17 protein-coding genes are annotated in these 18,822 nt (G+C 70.3%); 8 read left to right on the forward strand and 9 right to left on the reverse strand.

All coding sequences use genetic code 11. From position 1 onward, the window contains the following. Nucleotides 1-21 precede the first annotated feature (21 nt). The gene (locus HCT63_RS19000) at nt 22-1,494 is read left to right on the forward strand and encodes a glutamate-cysteine ligase family protein (protein ID WP_167008584.1); all 1,473 of its coding nucleotides are present in this window, start codon (nt 22-24) and stop codon (nt 1,492-1,494) included. Nucleotides 1,495-1,504: 10 nt separating this feature from the next. Here the strand turns inward: HCT63_RS19000 and HCT63_RS19005 are convergent, their stop codons facing one another. After that, nucleotides 1,505-1,963 carry a hypothetical protein gene (locus tag HCT63_RS19005; protein ID WP_167008586.1) on the reverse strand — a complete coding sequence of 153 codons (459 nt, stop codon included), beginning with the start codon at nt 1,961-1,963 and terminating at the stop codon, nt 1,505-1,507. Nucleotides 1,964-2,083: 120 nt separating this feature from the next. On the opposite strand from HCT63_RS19005, the gene HCT63_RS19010 reads away from it, so the two are divergent. Further along, a complete protein-coding gene (locus HCT63_RS19010) occupies nt 2,084-2,488 on the forward strand; it encodes a universal stress protein (protein WP_167008589.1) in 405 nt (134 codons plus the stop codon). Nucleotides 2,489-2,708: 220 nt separating this feature from the next. After that, nucleotides 2,709-4,004 carry an RNA polymerase sigma factor gene (locus tag HCT63_RS19015; RefSeq protein ID WP_208322518.1) on the forward strand — a complete coding sequence of 432 codons (1,296 nt, stop codon included), beginning with the start codon at nt 2,709-2,711 and terminating at the stop codon, nt 4,002-4,004. Nucleotides 4,005-4,088: 84 nt separating this feature from the next. On the opposite strand, the gene HCT63_RS19020 is transcribed toward HCT63_RS19015, so the two are convergent. Next, nucleotides 4,089-5,438 (reverse strand): phytase, encoded by a 1,350-nt coding sequence (locus HCT63_RS19020; protein WP_208322519.1) that lies wholly within the window; start codon nt 5,436-5,438, stop codon nt 4,089-4,091. A gap of 134 nt (nt 5,439-5,572) precedes the next feature. On the opposite strand from HCT63_RS19020, the gene HCT63_RS19025 reads away from it, so the two are divergent. Continuing rightward, entirely contained in the window at nt 5,573-6,184 is a 612-nt protein-coding gene (locus tag HCT63_RS19025) for a rhomboid family intramembrane serine protease (RefSeq protein ID WP_167008592.1), read from the forward strand. 6 nt (nt 6,185-6,190) lie between these two features. Here the strand turns inward: HCT63_RS19025 and HCT63_RS19030 are convergent, their stop codons facing one another. Continuing rightward, the gene (locus HCT63_RS19030; protein WP_167008595.1) at nt 6,191-6,802 is read right to left on the reverse strand and encodes a TetR family transcriptional regulator; all 612 of its coding nucleotides are present in this window, start codon (nt 6,800-6,802) and stop codon (nt 6,191-6,193) included. An 87-nt stretch (nt 6,803-6,889) separates the two neighbouring features. Between HCT63_RS19030 and HCT63_RS19035 the strand changes: the two genes are divergently transcribed. Next, the gene (locus HCT63_RS19035) at nt 6,890-7,618 is read left to right on the forward strand and encodes a DUF981 family protein (RefSeq protein ID WP_243843124.1); all 729 of its coding nucleotides are present in this window, start codon (nt 6,890-6,892) and stop codon (nt 7,616-7,618) included. A 14-nt stretch (nt 7,619-7,632) separates the two neighbouring features. On the opposite strand, the gene HCT63_RS19040 is transcribed toward HCT63_RS19035, so the two are convergent. Next, the gene (locus HCT63_RS19040; RefSeq protein ID WP_167008597.1) at nt 7,633-8,115 is read right to left on the reverse strand and encodes a DUF456 domain-containing protein; all 483 of its coding nucleotides are present in this window, start codon (nt 8,113-8,115) and stop codon (nt 7,633-7,635) included. Between the two features lie 74 nt (nt 8,116-8,189). Here HCT63_RS19040 and HCT63_RS19045 point away from each other — a divergent pair, with 74 nt between their 5' ends. Together HCT63_RS19045 and HCT63_RS19050 are read left to right on the forward strand one after the other, a co-directional pair. Next, nucleotides 8,190-8,540 (forward strand): hypothetical protein, encoded by a 351-nt coding sequence (locus HCT63_RS19045; protein WP_167008600.1) that lies wholly within the window; start codon nt 8,190-8,192, stop codon nt 8,538-8,540. Between the two features lie 109 nt (nt 8,541-8,649). After that, nucleotides 8,650-10,731 (forward strand): sialidase family protein, encoded by a 2,082-nt coding sequence (locus tag HCT63_RS19050; RefSeq protein ID WP_167008603.1) that lies wholly within the window; start codon nt 8,650-8,652, stop codon nt 10,729-10,731. Nucleotides 10,732-10,811: 80 nt separating this feature from the next. On the opposite strand, the gene HCT63_RS19055 is transcribed toward HCT63_RS19050, so the two are convergent. Next, nucleotides 10,812-11,042, reverse strand: coding sequence for a hypothetical protein (locus HCT63_RS19055; RefSeq protein ID WP_167008605.1), 231 nt, complete (start codon nt 11,040-11,042; stop codon nt 10,812-10,814). 272 nt (nt 11,043-11,314) lie between these two features. Between HCT63_RS19055 and HCT63_RS19060 the strand changes: the two genes are divergently transcribed. Further along, entirely contained in the window at nt 11,315-13,372 is a 2,058-nt protein-coding gene (locus tag HCT63_RS19060) for a DNA topoisomerase IV subunit B (protein WP_243843152.1), read from the forward strand. 79 nt (nt 13,373-13,451) lie between these two features. On the opposite strand, the gene helR is transcribed toward HCT63_RS19060, so the two are convergent. The 4 genes from helR to HCT63_RS19080 all read right to left on the reverse strand — a co-directional run bounded on the left by helR (nt 13,452) and on the right by HCT63_RS19080 (nt 18,802). Beyond that, nucleotides 13,452-15,641: an RNA polymerase recycling motor ATPase HelR gene (gene helR, locus HCT63_RS19065; RefSeq protein ID WP_167008611.1), complete on the reverse strand. Its 2,190-nt coding sequence runs from the start codon at nt 15,639-15,641 to the stop codon at nt 13,452-13,454. A gap of 174 nt (nt 15,642-15,815) precedes the next feature. Continuing rightward, a complete protein-coding gene (locus HCT63_RS19070) occupies nt 15,816-16,331 on the reverse strand; it encodes a carbonic anhydrase (protein WP_167008614.1) in 516 nt (171 codons plus the stop codon). 9 nt (nt 16,332-16,340) lie between these two features. Next, nucleotides 16,341-18,107 (reverse strand): MFS transporter, encoded by a 1,767-nt coding sequence (locus tag HCT63_RS19075; RefSeq protein ID WP_243843125.1) that lies wholly within the window; start codon nt 18,105-18,107, stop codon nt 16,341-16,343. Continuing rightward, nucleotides 18,104-18,802, reverse strand: coding sequence for an LppX_LprAFG lipoprotein (locus tag HCT63_RS19080; protein WP_167008617.1), 699 nt, complete (start codon nt 18,800-18,802; stop codon nt 18,104-18,106). The genes HCT63_RS19075 and HCT63_RS19080 overlap by 4 nt, the downstream gene beginning before the upstream one ends. Between the last annotated feature and the right edge of the window lie 20 nt (nt 18,803-18,822).

Raw genomic sequence — 18,822 nt, forward strand, 5'->3', positions numbered from 1 at the left:
GCAGAGTCCAGGAGGGGTGCGATGGGTCAAGAGGTCGACGAGCAGGTCTTCACGCGCGAGGACAGGACCGCGTTCCGTGAGAAGGTCCGTCGGAGTCTCGACGTCTTCTCGCGGATGCTCAAGGACACCCGCTTCGACGCCGCACAGCCGATGACCGGCCTCGAGATCGAGCTCAACCTTGTTGACGACAAGGGGGCTCCGGCCCTCCGAAACGCGGAGGTCCTCTCGGCGATCGCCGACGACGACTTCCAGACCGAGCTGGGTCAGTTCAACATCGAGATCAACATCGCTCCGCGGGCGCTGGACGGAGCCGGCCTGCGGACGTACGAGAAGACCGTCCGCGACGCCCTCAACCACGCCGAGGTCCAGGCACGTCCAGTCGGCGCCCACCTGATGATGATCGGCATCTTGCCAACCTTGCGGCCGGGACACATGACGCCGGCGACGATCTCTGCCAGCCCGCGCTACGCGCTGCTGTCCGAGCAGGTCCTCGCTGCGCGCGGCGAGGACATCGCCATCTCGATCGCAGGGGAGGAACGTCTGTCGACGACCTCGGAGTCGATCATGCCCGAGGCCGCGTGCACGAGCGTCCAGCTGCACCTCCAGGTCGCGCCGTCGGAGTTCGCCGCCTACTGGAACGCCTCGCAGGCCATCGCCTCGACCCAGCTCGCGCTGGGCGCTAACTCGCCGTTCTTGCTCGGCAAGCAGCTGTGGCACGAGACGCGCATCCCGTTGTTCGAGCAGGCGACAGACACGCGCTCGGAGGAGCTCAAGGCCCAGGGCGTGCGTCCGCGGGTGTGGTTCGGCGAGCGCTGGGTGACGTCGATCTTCGACCTGTTCGAGGAGAACGTGCGCTACTTCCCGGCGCTCCTGCCCGTCCTCGACGAGGAGGACCCTGAGGCCGTGCTCGCCGCTGGTGACATCCCGACGTTGTCGGAGCTGCGGCTGCACAACGGCACGATCTATCGGTGGAATCGTCCGATCTACGACGTGGTCGGCGACCGGCCGCACCTGCGAGTCGAGAACCGCGTCCTGCCCGCCGGCCCGACGGTGGTCGACACGGTCGCCAACGCGGCGTACTACTTCGGGCTCGTGCGCGCGCTCGTCGACGCCGACCGGCCGCTGTGGACGCAGATGTCGTTCAGCGCCGCCGAGGAGAACTTCACGGTGGGGGCGCGTGACGGGATCGGCGCGAGCATCTATTGGCCCGGCATCGGCACGGTCGGCGTGACCGAGCTGGTGCTGCGCCGCCTCCTGCCGCTGGCGGCGCAGGGCTTGGACGCGCTCGGCGTCGACCCTGCCGACCGCGACTTCTATCTCGGCATCATCGAGCAGCGCTGCCTCACCGGGCGCAACGGCGCGACCTGGCAGATCGAGCGGTTCCGGACGCTGTACGAGCGGGCAGGGACCGATCGTGCAGAAGCGCTGCGGGCCATGACGCAGGACTACCGCGAGCGGATGCACGCCAACGAGCCGGTGCACACCTGGGACTGAGCGCGACTCCTCAGGCGCGCGCGCGTCGCTGTCGCCAGGTCGTGCCGTCGGGCAGGCTCAGCCAGCCGGCGTGCGTCACGACTAGGAGGGGCTGGACCGGCGTCGTCGTGGCGTGCCGCAGCCACGCCGTGTGCCAGGCCAGATCGTCGGCGCTCGGGCGCAGCGCCCCCGTCCGTTCCCAGACCGCGAGCGGCCACCGGGAGGCATCGTCGTACGGGCCGAGGAGGCGCCGCATGATCTCGCCCCTCAGCCAGCCGTCGAGCTTGCCGGCGACGCGCGGCGACGCCGACCACCGACCCAACGGCGTGGCTCGCGCGGTGTCGTACGCCCACACGGTGAGGGCCGGCTCGTGTCTGCCGCCGGCGTACGCGCGCGCCCTCCGCGCGACCAGCTCTTGGGCGAGCCGCAGCGCCACGTCGGGGTCGACTCCGAGCAGCGGTGGGTGGGGGAGTGGAGGGCGCGCGGTCATGCCTTCAGCGTGTGTCCGGCGCGATGGAGTGTGCGGCGCCTGTCCACACCCTCGTGCCGGGTGCCGAGACGGGGCGATCGGGGATAGTGTCGGGACCACATTGACACTGGGAGGTCGAGGATGGGCACGATCGTCGTGGGATATGTCCCGAAGCCCGAGGGCCGCGCGGCTCTCGCACGAGCCGTCGAGGAGGCGAAGCTTCGGGGGGCGCACCTCGTGGTGGTCAACTCCCACCGCGGTGGACGGGACTTCGACGACGAGGACGCCGTGAAGACCGAGGAGCAGCTCGCCGAGGTGCGTGCCCAGCTCACGGACTCCGGCGTCGACTCCGAGGTCCGCCAGCTGGTCCGCGGCATGGATCCCGCCGACGATCTCGTGAAGGTCGCCAACGAGACGGGCGCCGACTTCATCGTGATCGGCCTGCGCCGACGTTCGCCGGTCGGCAAGCTCATCCTCGGGAGCAACGCGCAGCGGGTCCTTCTCGACTCGACGTGCCCCGTGCTCGCCGTCAAAGCCAGCAGCTGATCGGGCGTCCGTAGGATCGACGTGGCGGCCCTGGCCAAGCGACGACCGTCCCCAAAGGTCGCGTTTCGGTCACGGTCCGTGCGTCGGGCCGAGGCGGTTCGTGGTTCGGTCCGCGCGCGTGGCACACTGGACGGTGCCGCGGTTGACGGGAGGCCGGTTGACCGCGCCCTCGAACGCTCGCAGCGACCTTTTGGTCCGAACACCCCAAGGGAGTCACCTCGTGGTTTCAGCGCCCGACAGTCGAGCACGGAAGACAGTCGTAGCGGAGGCTGGGTCCCGCACCACCGTCAAGGCGACGACCGAGCAGGGCGCCAAGGCACCCGCCAAAAAGGCCGCCCCGGCGAAGAAGGCCGCCGCCAAGAAGGCTCCGGCCAAAAAGGCGCCCGCCAAGAAGACGTCGGCCAAGAAGTCCGCTGCCGTCGACGTCACCGCCAACGCGATCATCGTCGACGAGAACGGCAAGAAGATCCTCCCCGACATCCCCGACGAGGTGTTCGTGAAGGATCTCAAGACCGACCCGACGCTCAAGGAAGACGAGGCGTCGGGCTTCACGATCTCGGCCGCCGACGACACCGACGAGCCGGAGCAGCAGGTCACCGTCGCCGGTGCGACCGCCGACCCGGTCAAGGACTACCTCAAGCAGATCGGCAAGGTCTCGCTGCTCAACGCCGGCCAGGAGGTCGAGCTGGCCAAGCGGATCGAGGCCGGCCTCTTCGCCGAGGAGCAGCTCGCGACCGCCAAGCGGCTCTCGGAGTCGATGCGCGAGGAGCTCGAGTGGATCGTCGAGGACGGTCGCCGCGGCAAGAACCACCTCCTCGAGGCCAACCTGCGACTCGTCGTCTCGCTGGCCAAGCGCTACACCGGTCGCGGCATGCTCTTCCTCGACCTGATCCAGGAGGGCAACCTGGGTCTGATCCGTGCGGTCGAGAAGTTCGACTACACCAAGGGCTTCAAGTTCTCCACCTACGCGACGTGGTGGATCCGCCAGGCGATCACCCGCGCAATGGCCGACCAGGCCCGCACCATCCGCATCCCGGTGCACATGGTCGAGGTCATCAACAAGCTGGCCCGTGTCCAGCGGCAGATGCTGCAGGACCTGGGCCGCGAGCCCACCCCGGAGGAGCTCGCCAAGGAGCTCGACATGACTCCGGAGAAGGTCGTCGAGGTACAGAAGTACGGTCGCGAGCCGATCAGCCTCCACACGCCGCTCGGCGAGGACGGCGACTCGGAGTTCGGTGACCTCATCGAGGACTCCGAGGCGATCGTCCCGGCCGACGCCGTGTCGTTCACGCTCCTGCAGGAGCAGCTGCACGCGGTCCTCGACACGCTGTCCGAGCGCGAGGCAGGTGTGGTCTCGATGCGCTTCGGCCTCACCGACGGCCAGCCCAAGACGCTCGACGAGATCGGCAAGGTCTACGGCGTGACCCGCGAGCGGATCCGCCAGATCGAGTCCAAGACGATGAGCAAGCTGCGTCACCCGTCGCGCTCGCAGGTTCTGCGCGACTACCTCGACTGAGCGGCACGCTTCAGAGCGACGACGAGCGCCGCGTACGGGATCCCGTACGCGGCGCTCGTGCGTGCGGACGTCCGGCCGCCGCGCTCAGCGGCGGTGCAGCGCGCCCGCGTCGACGAGCTTGAAGTTGGTGCTGACGCGCTGCTCACCGTCGGCGCCCGTCTCGTACGGGGTCGCCTCGCCGTCGTGGACGACGAGCAGGCCTCGAGGGAAGGCGCGCCCGAGCGGCGTCGTCACCACCGCCGCGCCGTCGCTGTGCTGGACGCCGTCGGTCGCCGTCGAGTCGCTGATCGCGAAGGTGCGCTCGGCCGCCCACCCACGATCGATCCGGAACGTCGTGAACGTGCTGCCACCTTGGCTGGATGCCACGAGGGTGCGCCTGCCGCCAGACCCGTACGCGATCGTCAGCCCCTCGGCATCGGCGCTCAGATGCCGGCCGCCTGAGGCGGAGGTGCCGGTGACGGTGCACTCCTCGGTCTGCGGGTCGTACGTCGACGGCGCCCCGAACTCCCGGACACGCTCAACGAGGGTCGGACGACCGAGCGCCTCGGCGCCCAGCGGGACCCGCCAGACACCGACGTCCTCCTGCGCCGCATACAGGATGTCGGCCTCTGTGTCGACGACCATGCCCTCGACCTGCGGTCCCTCACCGGGCTCTCCGCACGGCGTCCAGCTGCCACCCTCGTCACGGGCGAACGTCGAGGGGAGGACGACCTCGTCGACCGGTGCGTACGTGACGGTGCCCCGAGAGGTCACGACGACGCGGAACAGGCCGACCGTCGTCCGATTGCGCTGACTCACGACGACGTACGGAAGGCCACCCGCAGGGTCTGGGCGGACAGTGAGTCCGTACCCCGTGTTCTGCTCCTCGACGGATGCCTCGTCGGGCGAGAACAGTCGGGGTGCCGTGGCGTCCGTGACGTCGCGGAGGGCGGCTCCGCGTCGGGCGCCGTCGTCGTCGATCGCGTAGAAGCGCAGGCGGTCGCGGCCGCGGTCGCTGACGACGGCGAGGTCTGTACGGGCGCCGCCCAGGCGGACACCGAGGGCGAGGTCGACGTTGTTGAACCGGCTCGCCTCGAGCCCGTCGGCGGGCGCGACGGGGGCATCGACGTGCTGGACGAGCCGCCCGCGAAGGTCGTACGCGTCGAGGCCGCCGTTCTTGAGCGTGCCGAGGACGAGGCTGTGCGTGCGCTCGCGGGGCGCGACCCAGATGGCCGGGTCGTCGGCGTCGGCGTCGCCGCCGGCCTCGTCGTCGAAGACGGCTCGCGTCTCGAGCGCCGCGGCGATCGTGCGCGGGTGGGCGGGGCGCCCGTCGCCCGGGCGGGTGCCCGTCGGGGCCAGGGTGGCCGTGGCGGCGGCCGCGGTGGCGCAGGTGACGACGCACAGCGCGCTGACCAGCGTGGCGAGAAGCGTGCGAGGGCGGGGTGGTCGGGCCACGGGAGCTCCTGAGGTCGGTGGGGTCTGACCATCCCCACCCTGGTGTCGCCCAACGACGTCCAGGTGGCGCCGAGGTGGACGTCGGACGACGCGTTGGGGACCTCCTGGTTGCACGTCGCGGATAGCCTGGGGCCATGTCGTCGACGAGCACGCCAGCGCGCCGGTCGTACCTCGCTCCCGTGGTCCCGGTGCTCGTGCTGCTCGGGGTCATGTGGCTGCTCGAGATCTTCGACGCGCTGCCTGGGGTGTTCCTCGACCAGCACGGGATCCGGCCCCGTGACACCGGCGGCCTGTACGGGGTGCTCGCGGCGCCGTTCCTGCACGGCGGCTTCGATCACCTGATCGCCAACACCACCGCGTTCCTCGTGCTCGGCATCTTGCTGGCGTACACGGCGAGGGGGCGGTTCTGGCCGGCGACGCTCGGCATCGTGCTCATCGGCGGGATCGGGACGTGGCTCATCGGAGCCCCGTACACGGTCCACATCGGGGCGAGCGGCGTGATCTACGGCTATGCGGCGTTCCTCGTCGTCTGGGGGATCGTCACGCGACGCGTGATCGCTGTGCTGGTCGCGGTCGTCGTGGCGATCCTGTACGGCGGGATCGTCGGCGGGATCCTGCCGGGGCAGGCGGGCGTGTCGTGGGAGGGCCACCTGATGGGCGCCGTCGCGGGCGTCGTCATGGCGTGGTGGCTCGGACGCCGCGACAACCACGAGCGTCGGGTGCAGCGGCGGAACCAGGCGTACTGAGCCCGCTCACGCCTGCGGGCGCTCCTTGTCGATCAGGGTGAGGATCCTCGCGACGGTCAGCGCGGCGTCGTCGATCACGTGCTCGCTGCCGCGTGCGCGGGCGTACATGAGCCCCGCGTCGATGACCTGAGCCAGGAGTTCGAGGTCGTCCGGCTCGGGCGGAGGGTGACCGCTGCGCGTGACGACGGTGGCGAGCGCATCGAGGAGCCGCGGCCGTGAGGCGGTCATGGTGGGACGCAGGCGCTCGTTGCGCTGGGCGGCCAGCATCGGCTCGAGCCGCCGGGTGACGACATCCTCGGCGACGTGTGGCGCGTAGGCGACGTCGATCAGCAGCCGGGCGACCTCGAGGGCTGTGCGGGGCTTCTCCTCGAGGGAATTGGCCTGGGCGTGTGCGGCCTCGGTCCGTTGCTCCTCCGCGGCGTCGACGGCGGCGGCGTACAGCTCGTCGTGCGAGGGGAAGTAGTACGACGCGGTGCCGGCAGGAAGGCCCGCGGCGAGAGCGACCCCGCGGTAGGTGACAGCGTCCGGACCCTCCTCGATGAGCAAGCGGCCTGCCGCGGAGCGTAGGGCGTCGAGCTTTTCCGCGCTGCGGGCCTGACGGGGCGAGCGTACGGCCATGGGACTCCTTCGCGTTGCCGGAATACTACGAGGTCCCAAGAAGTTATACATACGTATCACTTCTAGCCCATGAAAGGGGATGACGAGATGGTCCTCGCAGAGGGTCTCAAGATCGACTGGGCGACGATGCCCACCTACAACACGATCATGTCGGTCGCCGTCGGCGCCGGGCTGATCGGACTGGTCTGGCTGGCTCGCGACTTCCGCAAGGATCCGCAGAGCATCAGCCCCGCAGGATGGGCGCTCAACTTCGGCGCGCTCGGCACGATCCTGACGCTGACCGGCGCGCACATGACGCTCACCTGGCCCCTGGCGGCCGGTGGCTTCCCCTTCGACAACATCATCTTCGGCGAGACCAGCCTCGGCTTCGGCGTGCTGCTGCTCTTCGCGGCGTTCGCCCTGTGGCGTCGCGGTGACGCGATCCTCGCTGCCGAGAACCCGCGCGAGGCCGTCAAGGCGCTCGTGAAGCCGATCGGCGTGTTCGTCTTCGGGCTCGGCCTCGGCCTCCTAGGCATCGCCGTCGCGGGCGTGAAGTATCAGCTGTTTGCCGCTCCGCCGGAGGAGCCGATCTCGGGTGCGTTCGCCGAGTGGCCTCTCGTCGAGGCGATCTTCATGTCGGGCCTCATCGCGCTCGTCGGCGTCGGGGCCCTGCTGTTCCCGTTCGCCGTCAATCGCCTCGGGCGTGGCGTGCGGGCCGGGCGCGACTGGATCGCGTCGGTGACCGGCTGGGTCTGGGGGATCACCGGTGTCGCGTTCCTGCTGTTCGGCGCGATGAACTTCTTCACCCACATCGGCCTCATCGTCAACACGATGTAACGACGCGGTGGTGGTCAGGTCGCGACGACCCCGACCACCCAGACCGCGGTCGACAGGAGGCCGCCGGTGAGCTCGATGAGAATCGAGAGGCCGGCGGCCTTCATCGCGTGCTTGGTGGCCGTCCATGCGGCCGAGTGGATGCGGAGCCGGTTGAGCTCCCACGCGTACACGCCCAGGACGAAGCCCACGAACAGCCCGACGAACGGGATCACGAAGAACCCGACGACGCCGAGCACTCCGCCTGCGAGCATCGCCCGGCCGGGGACGCCTGCCTCTTTGAGGCGCTTGCCGGGGATCAGGTACTGGACGACCAGGGTCAGCGCGTAGAGCACCGTGCAGACGCCGAACACGACCCACCCGGTGGCCGAGCCGGTGGCGAACGCCCAGACGCCGATCGCGGCCCAGATCAGCAGCGAGCCGGGCAGGACGGGGACCGCGATCCCCACCAGGCCCACGAGGATGGCCAGGCCGACGAGGACGGTGCCGAGGGTTCCCATGGGGGAAGGGTGCCAGACGGGGGTTGAGTACGAGGACGCTGGCGTCGGGGCAACAGCCGACCGATGATGGGAGCGTGACGCAACGAGTTCGTACGGCGGCCGTGCTGGTGGTGCTCCTGCTCACCCTCGCGGGGTGCGGGCACTCCTGGGACTGGAAGCAGGCCGACCTCGACCGCAACCGGCTCAACCTCGGGCTTTTCCGGGGTGCGGACACGGGGGAGAAGCTCGGCACGTGGGTACGTGTCGGTGAGGTCGTCGCCACCGACGGGACCCGCGATGGTGGCGACCTCGCCGTGGTCGTCCGGTACGAGCGGACGGTCACTGAAGGATGGGGCGGCGCAGAGAAGGTCGAGCGCTCCTGCTTTCAGTTCATCCCGGATGCGGACGGGAGCACCGTGGAGTTTGGTCCGACGGACTGCCCGTGAGTCGGCGTCCCGAATCGTTACGTGACGCATCTATCGCAGGGGCCTTCTGCTGAGATAGAAACACTCCGAGTGTCACGTTCGGTACGTGACCTGGCTGGAGGATCACGTGATGATCGGACGACGGCCGCGCCTGGCGGCCATGGTGGCGACCTCGCTGGGCGGGGTGCTGGTGGCGGGTGTGCTGGCGGTGGCGCCGGGCAGCGCAGCAGGCGAGACGACCACGGCCGCGGAGCCGGCCCCGCTCGGGTGGGCGGTGACGAACCTGTCCACCAGTGCGGTGCCGCAGGCGGACGATGCGGTCGCCGCGGATGCGGAGGGCCCGGTGGTTGCGGTCCGGTGGCGGCCATGCACCGCGACGTCATGCGGTCCGGAGAGCTATCTGCGCCTCTCGACCGATGCGGGACGTACGTTCGGACCGCAGCGCAAGGTCGACGACGGTGCGAGCGCGCCGGTCGTAGCTGTCGCCGCGGCACACGTCCTCTCCGCGAGCCCCGGCTTCGCCGGTCCTGCCAAGCCCGTCGTGCGGGTCGCCCGCTGGTCCGCCAGCGCCACGAGCGGCACCCCCGAGACGGTCGAGATCGCGACGACCGCCTCCCCGACGAACCTGCGACTTGCTGCCTCCGGTGACCGGGCGGTCCTGACGTACAGGGTCGCCTCCGACGTCTTCGTCGCCCGCACGGACGACGGCGGTGCCACCTGGGCGGCACCGATCGTCGTGGCAGTGGGCAACGGGAACGTCGACCTCGACGTCAACGGAATCAAGGCCGCCCTGGTGGCCAACACCGGCGCCGGCACGTGGACCGTACGCGTCTCCGCCGATGCCGGGACGACGTGGGGCACCCCCCGCACGCTGGCGGTGGGTCGGGACGGTGGTACGCCGCGCGTCGCGATCACGACGGGCGGCACGATCGCCTTCGGGCTCTCGTACGCCGATGGTGCGTCACGTCGAGGAGAGGTTCGTACCTCCGCGGACGGTGTGACATGGTCGGAGCCGACGAAGCTCGCCAACCTTTCGGCGACGCAGATGCTCGACCTCACAGCCGAGGGGGACATGTTCTTCGCGAGCGGCGACGGCCAGAACCTGCACCGTTCGACGGGCGGCGGATCGTGGGGCCGCGTCGACGAGTACAGCCGAGTGGTGACGTCGTTGGCAGCGCACGAGCGGCAGTTCGCCAACGCAGGGAGGACGGTCGTGGCGGTCAGCGCCAGCGGTCCTGTCGTGATGCACGGCTCGACGCTGCTGCGCTCGTTCCCGGACACGCGGACGCCGTCCGTCCGCTTCACGGCCGTCCCGCCAGCGGTGACCAAGGTGGCGAACCAGGTCGTCCGCTTCGCCGCGACCGACGCCGACTCGGCCGACGCGTGGCTCACGTACGAGTGCGGTTACGGCAACAACCCATGGTTCGAGGAGTGCTCGAGCCCTCACCAGATCTCACGCTGGTCGCCCGAGGTGGCAGGCCGCAACCAGGAGCTCCGCGTCCGCGCCATCGATGCCGCAGGGCGGGTCTCGCCCGTCGTCACGGCGCGCTGGATCCTCGACCAGGCGCCGCCGGCGAGCACCTTCATGCACGCGAAGGAGGTCGTGCTGACGTCCCGGGCGACGTTCCGGTGGGGGGCCGACGAGTTCGAGTCGAGCGTCGCCTCGTACCAGGTCCGCTACTCCGTGACGGCGCAGACCGCCGCCCGGATGTCGCGGACCTGGCGTACGCCGCGTGCGCTGGCGCGGACGCCCCGGCGCTCGGTGAGCCTCGCGGTGCCGCGCGGCAAGGTCGTCTGCGTCCAGATGCGTGCGACCGACCGCGCCGGCAACGTGTCGGCGTGGACCCAGCAGTGTGCTGCGCGCCCGTACGACGACCGTGCGCTGACGCGTTCGGGCACCACGAAGAAGCTACGTAGCAAGCGCTTCGTCGACGCGAGCGCGACGCGGATCCGCCCCGGCGGGACGGTGAGGCTCCGCGCAGTCCCGCGGGGAGCCGACGTCATCGTCGTGTACAAGCGCGAGCCGGGCCGTCGAGGGCTCACCATCCGTCGGCCGGGTGTGATGAGGGCTTACGTGGACACCGCGGGCCGGACGAAGTTCGCAGTCGTGGAGACGGTCGCTCAGCCGCGTCAGCGTCGTGCGGGTGCCGTGCGGATCACCGGCGACGGCGTCCTGGACGGCATCGTGGTGCGTCCGCGATGGACTCGCTGACCTGACACGACACGAGGGGCCCCGTACCGGATCGGTACGGGGCCCCTCGTCAGGTCGTGCGGTGATCAGCCGGCGGGAGGTCAGATCTCCTCGGCCGGCGCCGTCGCCGGAGTGCCGGTGAGCTTGTCGGACTCGTCGTGGATGTTCGCGGCGACCTCGCGCAGCTTTGCGTCGTGGGCGCGTGCGTGGTGTGCGCAGAACAGGAGCTCGAAGCCGCTCGCGAGCTCGGCGCGTACGTAGGCCTGGGCTCCACAACGGTCGCAACGATCAGCGGCGCTGAGGGCAGCGGTGGGGGCGACAGCAGTTGTCACGTCTGACCTCTTCTCTTCCAAGTCGGACCAGGCGGTCCTTCAGGATCAACATCCAACCATGGGAACGTGTTCCCCTGTCGGTCATCTGGAGGATGCCCGACACTTCGACCGTACCCGTCCTCGTCAACCTGGCTCGTCCAGGCTCGACGGTGTGGTCTGCGACACGCGCCCCGCCCGCCGCCGACGGTGCACCGAGTTCGTCGGACCCGCTCGGTAGATTGGCCCCGTCGCGCCCGGCCACCCCGGGCCGTACGTCGCAGAAGGAGCCTGTCATCGACACCGAGTACAACGCCCGCAACCTCCTCGTCCTGGAGGGCCTGGAGGCGGTCCGCAAGCGCCCCGGCATGTACATCGGCTCCACCGACACCCGCGGGCTCATGCACTGCCTGTGGGAGATCATCGACAACGCGGTCGATGAGGCGCTCGGCGGGTTCTGCGACCGCATCGAGGTCGTGCTCCATCCCGACGGCTCCGTCGAGGTCCACGACAACGGTCGCGGCATCCCCGTCGACACCGAGACCAAGACCAAGCTCTCCGGCGTCGAGGTCGTCTTCACCAAGCTGCACGCGGGCGGCAAGTTCGGCGGCGGCTCGTACGTGGCGACGGGCGGACTCCACGGCGTCGGCGCCTCGGTGGTCAACGCCCTGTCGGAGCGTCTCGACGTCGAGGTCGCCAAGGACGGCGCGCGGTGGGAGATGTCGTTCCGTCGTGGCGCCCCGGGCGAGTTCGCCGGCGACACCCCCGACACGACGTTCACCCCGAAGAGCGGCCTGCGCAAGATCGGGCGGATCAAGAAGACGACGACCGGCACGCGCGTCCGCTACTGGGCCGACCACCAGATATTCATCAAGGGCGCCCAGTTCTCGTACGACGAGCTGGTCACCCGTGCCCGGCAGACGTCGTTCCTGGTCCCGGGCCTCGAGATCGTGCTCCGCGACGAGCGCGGCCCGGAGAAGCTCGAGGAGTCGTTCAAGCACGACGGGGGCATCGGCGAGTTCTGCGAGTTCCTGGCGCCCGACCCGGCCGTCTCCGACGTCCTGCGCCTGACGGGCACCGGCCACTTCACCGAGACCGTGCCGCTGCTCGACGACCTGGGCCACATGACCCCGCAGGACGTCGAGCGCGACCTCGACGTCGACGTCGCCGTTCGCTGGGGCACCGGTTATGAGACGACCCTGCGGTCGTTCGTCAACATCATCGCGACGCCCAAAGGTGGCACCCACGTCACGGGCTACGAGCGGGCGCTGACGAAGACGTTCAACGAGGTGCTCCGCGCCAACCGCCAGCTCAAGGCCGGCGACAAGGACGTCATCAAGGACGACATCCTTGAGGGCATGACAGCGGTGGTGACCGTACGGCTGGCCGAGCCGCAGTTCGAGGGGCAGACCAAGGAGGTCCTCGGCACGCCGCCGGTGACCCGGATCGTCGCCAAGGTCGTCTCCGACGAGCTGAAGGCGTTCCTCACGTCCACCAAGGCTGCTCAGAAGGCGAAGGCACGCGCGGTCATGGAGAAGGTGGTCGCCGCCGCGCGCACCCGCGAGATGGCCCGCCAGCAGCGCGAGACGCAGCGCCGCAAGAGCGCCCTCGAGTCCAGCTCGCTCCCGGCCAAGCTCGCCGACTGCCGCAGCAACGACAACGACCGTACGGAGCTGTTCATCGTCGAGGGCGACTCCGCGCTCGGCACGGCCAAGTCGGCGCGCTCGTCGGAGTTCCAGGCGCTGCTGCCGATCCGCGGCAAGATCCTCAACGTCCAGAAGTCGTCGGTCGCCGACATGCTCAAGAACGCCGAGTGCAGCTCGATCATCCAGGTCGTCGGCGCCGGTTCCGGCCGGTCGTTCGACCTCGAGCAGGCGAGGTACGGCCGGATCATCTTCATGGCCGACGCCGACTCCGACGGCGCCCACATCCGCTGCCTGCTGGCAACGCTGTTCTTCCGCTACATGCGTCCGCTCGTCGAGGCGGGGCGTGTCTTCTCGGCCGTGCCGCCGCTGCACCGCATCGAGCTGGTCAACCCCAAGAAGGGGATGGACAAGTACGTCTACACGTACTCCGACCCCGAGCTCCAGCGCAAGCTCGCCGAGCTCACCAAGAAGGGCATGCGCTGGAAGGACCCGATCCAGCGCTACAAGGGCCTCGGTGAGATGGATGCCGACCAGCTCGCGGAGACCACGATGGACCCGCGCCGCCGTACGCTGCGCCGCATCACCGTCGACGACGCCGAGGACGCGAGCGAGGTCTTCGAGCTGCTGATGGGCAACGAGGTTGCGCCGCGCAAGGAGTTCATCGTGCAGGGCGCGTACGAGCTCGACGCGGACCGCATCGACGCCTGACGAGGAACCCGACAAAAGGACCCGACGTTTCACCCCCAGATCCGGGGTGGAACGTCGGGTCCTTTTGTCGGGTCGTACGTCAGGCGCTGGTGAGGATGACGAGCTGCTGCGTCGCACGCGTCATCGCGACGTAGCGGTCGACCGCGCCCTCGATGCCGGTCCCGAACGCCTCCGGGTCGATCAGGACGACCAGGTCGTACTCGAGCCCCTTCGACAGCTCCGGGGTGAGCAGCCGTACGCGAACGGTCGACGCGAGCACGGCGCTGTCGACCTCGCCGACGGCGATCACGCACGCGACGCCCTCGTCGTTCTCGGTGAGCCAGGACGCGAGGACCGTGTCGAGGTCGGCGGCGGTGCCGTACGCGACCGGGATGCCGCTCTCGCGGACGGACGTGGGGACGTTCGCGTCCGGCAGCACCGCGCGGATCACCGGCTCGGCCTCGGCCATGACCTCCTGCGGCGTGCGGTAGTTGATGCTCAGGGACGCGAGGTCGATCCGGTCGAACCCGACCCGTGTGAGCCGCTCCTCCCACGTCTCCGTGAACCCGTGGCGGGCCTGGGCCCGGTCGCCGACGATCGTGAGGCTGCGCGAGGGGCAGCGCAGCAGGAGCATCTGCCACTCGGCGTCGGTGAGCTCCTGAGCCTCGTCCACGACGATGTGCGCGAACGGCCCGGCGAGGACGTCCGGGTCGACGCGCTGCAAGACGGACTCGTCGACGAGCGAGTTCTGCATGTCCTGCTCGCGCAGCGTGGTCATGAGCAGCAGCTCGCTGTCGTCCGCCGCGATGAGCTCGTCGACGACGCGTGACATCTGCTCGCGTTCGGCGGCGAGCGTGGCTTCCTCGCGATGACGTCGCCGAGATGCTTCGGGGTCGCCGACGCGCTGCCGCGCGGCGTCGAGGAGCGGCAGGTCGGAGAGCGTCCAAGCCTGCGCGTCTGCCCGCAGGAGCATCGCGACCTCGTCGGGGTTCAGCCAGGGCGCGCACAGGCGCAGGTAGGCCCGCACCGTCCACAGGTCGCCGACGAGGTCGTCCGCCTCGATCATCGGCCACGCCTTCACGAGGGCCTCACGCAGCTCGGTGCTCTGCCCGAGCGCTCGGCGGATCTGGTCCGCGGAGACGTCTTCGTCCTCGTCCACGCCGTGCTTGTCGACGAGGATCGACAGCAGCGCGTCCCAGACCTCGTCGCGCGCCTCGTTGTGCGGCGTCCCGGGACTGGGCGTGCGGAAGGCCTCAGCCCAGTCGTCGGCGCTGAGCCAGACGTCGGACCACGGGGTCTCGACCTCCAGGCCCTGGGTGGGCGGCTCTTCATAGATGTCGACGGCGGCATCGATAGCCCGCACCATGTCCGCAGACGACTTCAGGCGGGCGACCTCAGGATCGGCCTCGGGCTCGACAGTTGCTCCCTCAGGGACGAGGTCACGCAGGGTGCAGGTCTGCACCCCCTCCTCGCCGAGGCTGGGCAGGACGTCCGAGACGTACGCGAGGTATGGCTGGTGCGGGCCGACGAAGAGGACACCGCCGCGACGATGGCCGAGTCGGGGGTCCGAGTAGAGGAGATGGGCCGTACGGTGCAGCGCGACCACCGTCTTGCCCGTCCCGGGACCTCCGTCGACCACGAGCGCGCCCCGCGAGCCTGCGCGGATGATGGCGTCCTGGTCGGCCTGGATGGTGCTCAGGACGTCACGCATCCGCTCGGTCCGGCTCCCGCCCAGGCTGGCGACGAAAGCCGACTGGTCGTCGAGGGCGGCGGCGTGGCCGGTGAACCCGTCAGGGGTGAACACCTCGTCCCAGTAGTCCGTGACCCGGCCACGGGTCCAGCGGTAGCGGCGTCGGCTCTCCAGACCCATCGGGTGGGCGTGGGTCGCCGCGAAGAAGGGCTCGGCGGCGGGGGAGCGCCAGTCGACGAGGAGGCGCCGGCCCCCGGCGTCGGTGAGGCCGAGACGACCGACGTACAAAGGCTCGGGGTCGTCTTCGGCGACGACGTGTCCGAGGCACAGGTCGAGCCCGAAGCGACGCAACGTCCGTAGACGGCCGGTGAGCCGCCGGATCTCCGCGTCGCGCTCGACCGCGGCCTGCCCTTCGCGGGTGGGCTCCTTGCGGGCGGCGTCGAGGCGTTGGGACAGGTCAGCGACGGTCTGCTCGACGCAGGCCGCGATGGCACCGAAGTGCTCCACGTCCCGGGCGATCAGCGCCGGGTCGGCCTTGGCGGTGAGGTGGTCGGGCAGGTCGAAGGCAAGGGCGGTCTGACGGTGGTGCTGACGGGTCAAGGTGGCTCCGATCGCGGGCGAGGGCCACTGTGCAAGCGGCTTCGGCCGATGATTCTCCGCCACGACGGGGGGCTTGTTTCAAGCCCCGGGGTCGGCTATACCTTGGAAGTGGAGAGGGATGCATTCCCTCTCCATTCCCATGTCAGACGCTGAGCCGTCACAGGCTGGGCCACCTCACACGACATGCTCGAGCAGCCCCGTGTCGACGTCATAGAGGAACCCGCCCGCGCGCACGTGCGACGGGATCAGCGGGTGCGAGTCGATCTTGTGCACCGACTCCGCGAGCTCGGCGCGCTGGTCGTTGATCGCGCCGAGGAACATCCAGGTCGCGTCCGTCCCGGTCGCCTCGCCGATGCGGGCCTGGAGCCCCGACTCCGAGGCGCTCGCCATGGCGCAGCGGGTGTGCTCGACGACCATCACGCGGTCCACCTGGAGCAGGTTGGCGCTCAGGACGAGGGCGACGAGCACCTGCTCGGTCACGCGGCCGCCTGGGTTGCGCAGGATCTTGGCGTCGCCGGGAGCCAGACCGACCATCTGCAGGGGGTCGATCCGCGAGTCCATGCAGGTCACGATCGCGACGCCCGCGCGGGCGACGCCGTCGAAGCCGGCGAGGTCGAAGGAGTCGGCGTACGAGCGGTTCGCGGCCAGCAGGTCGTCGAAGCCGCGCGGGTCCGAAGATGACGAAGGCATGGTTCGAATCTAGTCGCCGGCGCCGCCCTCGGTGACCGCGGTACGCGATGTGAGAAGCAGGACCGAGGCGACGGCCGCGATCCCCGCGCACACCGCCGCCCCTGTGAACACGGTGCTGAGCTGCACGATCCCCGCGTCGATCATCGCGTCGTTGTAGGCGTCGCAAGTCGTCGCCGAGCCTGGGCAGAGCTCGGACAGCGGAGGGATCCGGGTCACCGCGTCGTGGTAGGCCCGCAGGCCCCACGAGGTCAGCACCGAGATCCCGACGAGCATGCCGACCATGCGTGCGACCACGACGAGCGCAGACGCGATGCCGTGAGCGGCGTCGGGCGTCGCGTCGAGCAGTGCCGCATTGACCGGAGCGACGGCGAGACCGAATCCGAGGCCAGCCAGGGCGAGCGCGACCGAGGAGGTCGGGTGGGTGAGGGCGTCGCGCTCCCACGCCGACATCACCACGAAGCAGCCGCAGGCCAGCGCCATGCCGGCCCCGGCGACCCACGCGGGACGGACGCGCCTCGTCGCGTAGCCGCCGGCGATCGCGCCGACCGGCAACGCCACGAGGAACTGCACGAGCACGAGCGCGGCCCCGAGCTGCGAGCCACGGTGCTCGGTCAGGCGCGCGAAGAACGGCACGTCGACCAGTGCCGCGATCAGCGCTGACCCGACGAAGAACGAGACCACCAGCGAGCCCCAGGCCGGACGAGCGGCGCTCAGCGTCCTGCGGGGGACGAGCGGCGTCGTCGCCGTCCGCTGCCGCCAGACGAACGCCGCCGTCGCGACGACGGCGCCGCCGAGCAGCAGCGGCGCAGCGGGCGACACGACGCTGTTCTCCGGATCGGCCGAGGCGAACGTGACGATCACGCAGCCCAGCGCCGCCCCGAGGAGCAACGCACCCCACAGGTCGACCGTACGGGCGGTCGCGGGCCACGTGCGCAAGGCGACGAGCGGACGTCGCGCGGTCAGCTCCCGTACGACGAAGGCAGCGGCCAGTGCATACGTCACGAGCGCGACCGGGCTGGTCCAGCGCAGCTCTCCGACGACCGGGAGGAAGAGCGTGCCGAGCTCGACGTCGTTGCGCAGCGGTGCGGGCTGGGCCAGCGTGAGGGCGAGCGCGGCCACCGCCAGGACGGCGAGCACGGCTCCGAGGACGTCGGGGAAGCCGTGGGCCTCGCGGCGCGGCACAGCGCGTCGCGTCCGTCCGGTGGCGAGGATCGCGCCTGCGAGGACGAGACCCGCCGCGCAGTTCAGCCAGAAGATCGCCCGCCAGTCCGCGACGGCCAGCACCGCCGCACCGTACAAGGGGCCGATGACGCTCCCGAGCTCCTGCACCGCACCCACGATGCCGAGCGGCACGCCACGTCGCCGTGGCGGCCACAGGTCGGCGACCAGCGCGAGCGTCGCCGGGACGAGGCCGCCACCGCCGACTCCCTGCAGGAACCGCCCGGCCACCATCGGCACCAGTCCGTCGGCCGCTGCCGTCACCACCGAGCCGATTGCGAACAGCACCAGTGACCCGACCAGGACTGGGCGGCGGCCCCGCAGGTCGGCGATCCGACCGACCAGCGGCAGCACCGCGACGTACCCGAGCAAGAAGCCCGACACGATCGGCGCGGCGCGCTGGAGCTCGTCCAGCCCGAGTCCGCCGGCCGCCATCATGTCCGGCAGCGCCATCACGACGACGTAGGTGTCCGCAGCGGCGAACGCGACCGCGACGGCGGCCAGGCCGAGGAGGACCCGCGCCGCACGTCCGGCCGGGGCGGCGGCGCCTTCGCTCACGGTGCGGTGATCTCGACCGGGTCGTCCGACGCCGTGACCGCGACCGTGTAGGTCACCGGCTCGTCGGCGTCGTAGAAGAGTCCGTCGAGCACGACGTCACGCAGCTCGTCGTCGTCGGTCAGCCGGTAGGTCGCGTCGAAGGTCTCGCCCTCCTGTGCCGTCGGGATGAGCGTGCGGACGACCGAGCCGGGGATCGTCCCGGTGATCGTCGTGAGAACCTCGCGCCCGTCACGGCTCTCACCGTCCTCCTTGAGACCGTCGGTCTCGGTGAGCAGCGAGGAGATGCCGCCGTCGGTCTTCATCAGCGCGGCGGGGTCCGGGGCACCGAGGGAGGTGGGATCCATCGGCACGAAGTCGGGGGAGAAGCCTGTCTTGACGAGCACGGCGTCGTCGACCGAGACGACCTCGGCACCGACTGGGACGCCCTTGAGCGACACCTTCACCGTGCCCTCGAAGGCGGGGGAGTGGTTGCCCTTGCCCTGGGCCTCGAGAAGCCCGGTGACCCCCGACGGAAGCTTCTCGGTGGAGAGCGAGAGCGCGAGGCTCTCGGCGTCGTCGAGAGTCGCGCGCGCGGCCGCGAGCCGGTCCGAGAGATCGGCTCCCGTCGAGGCGTCGTCACCGTCGTCTCCTGAACAGCCCGACGCTGCGAAGGCAAGGAGGGACAGGACGGTCGCCGTCGTGGCACGCTTCAGCATGGGCGTCAGCATAGGCGCAC

The organism is Mumia sp. ZJ430 (assembly GCF_011751845.1).
Taxonomy (GTDB): domain Bacteria; phylum Actinomycetota; class Actinomycetes; order Propionibacteriales; family Nocardioidaceae; genus Mumia.

Bases quoted from the DNA above. Each gene is read 5' to 3' on its own strand.
- HCT63_RS19005 (WP_167008586.1), bottom strand. From the start codon at position 1,963: ATGACCGCGCGCCCTCCACTCCCCCACCCACCGCTGCTCGGAGTCGAC.
- HCT63_RS19010 (WP_167008589.1), top strand. From the start codon at position 2,084: ATGGGCACGATCGTCGTGGGATATGTCCCGAAGCCCGAGGGCCGCGCG.
- HCT63_RS19000 (WP_167008584.1), top strand. From the start codon at position 22: ATGGGTCAAGAGGTCGACGAGCAGGTCTTCACGCGCGAGGACAGGACC.
- HCT63_RS19030 (WP_167008595.1), bottom strand. From the start codon at position 6,802: ATGGCCGTACGCTCGCCCCGTCAGGCCCGCAGCGCGGAAAAGCTCGAC.
- HCT63_RS19080 (WP_167008617.1), bottom strand. From the start codon at position 18,802: ATGCTGAAGCGTGCCACGACGGCGACCGTCCTGTCCCTCCTTGCCTTC.
- HCT63_RS19070 (WP_167008614.1), bottom strand. From the start codon at position 16,331: ATGCCTTCGTCATCTTCGGACCCGCGCGGCTTCGACGACCTGCTGGCC.
- HCT63_RS19035 (WP_243843124.1), top strand. From the start codon at position 6,890: ATGGTCCTCGCAGAGGGTCTCAAGATCGACTGGGCGACGATGCCCACC.
- HCT63_RS19025 (WP_167008592.1), top strand. From the start codon at position 5,573: ATGTCGTCGACGAGCACGCCAGCGCGCCGGTCGTACCTCGCTCCCGTG.
- HCT63_RS19050 (WP_167008603.1), top strand. From the start codon at position 8,650: ATGATCGGACGACGGCCGCGCCTGGCGGCCATGGTGGCGACCTCGCTG.
- HCT63_RS19040 (WP_167008597.1), bottom strand. From the start codon at position 8,115: ATGGGAACCCTCGGCACCGTCCTCGTCGGCCTGGCCATCCTCGTGGGC.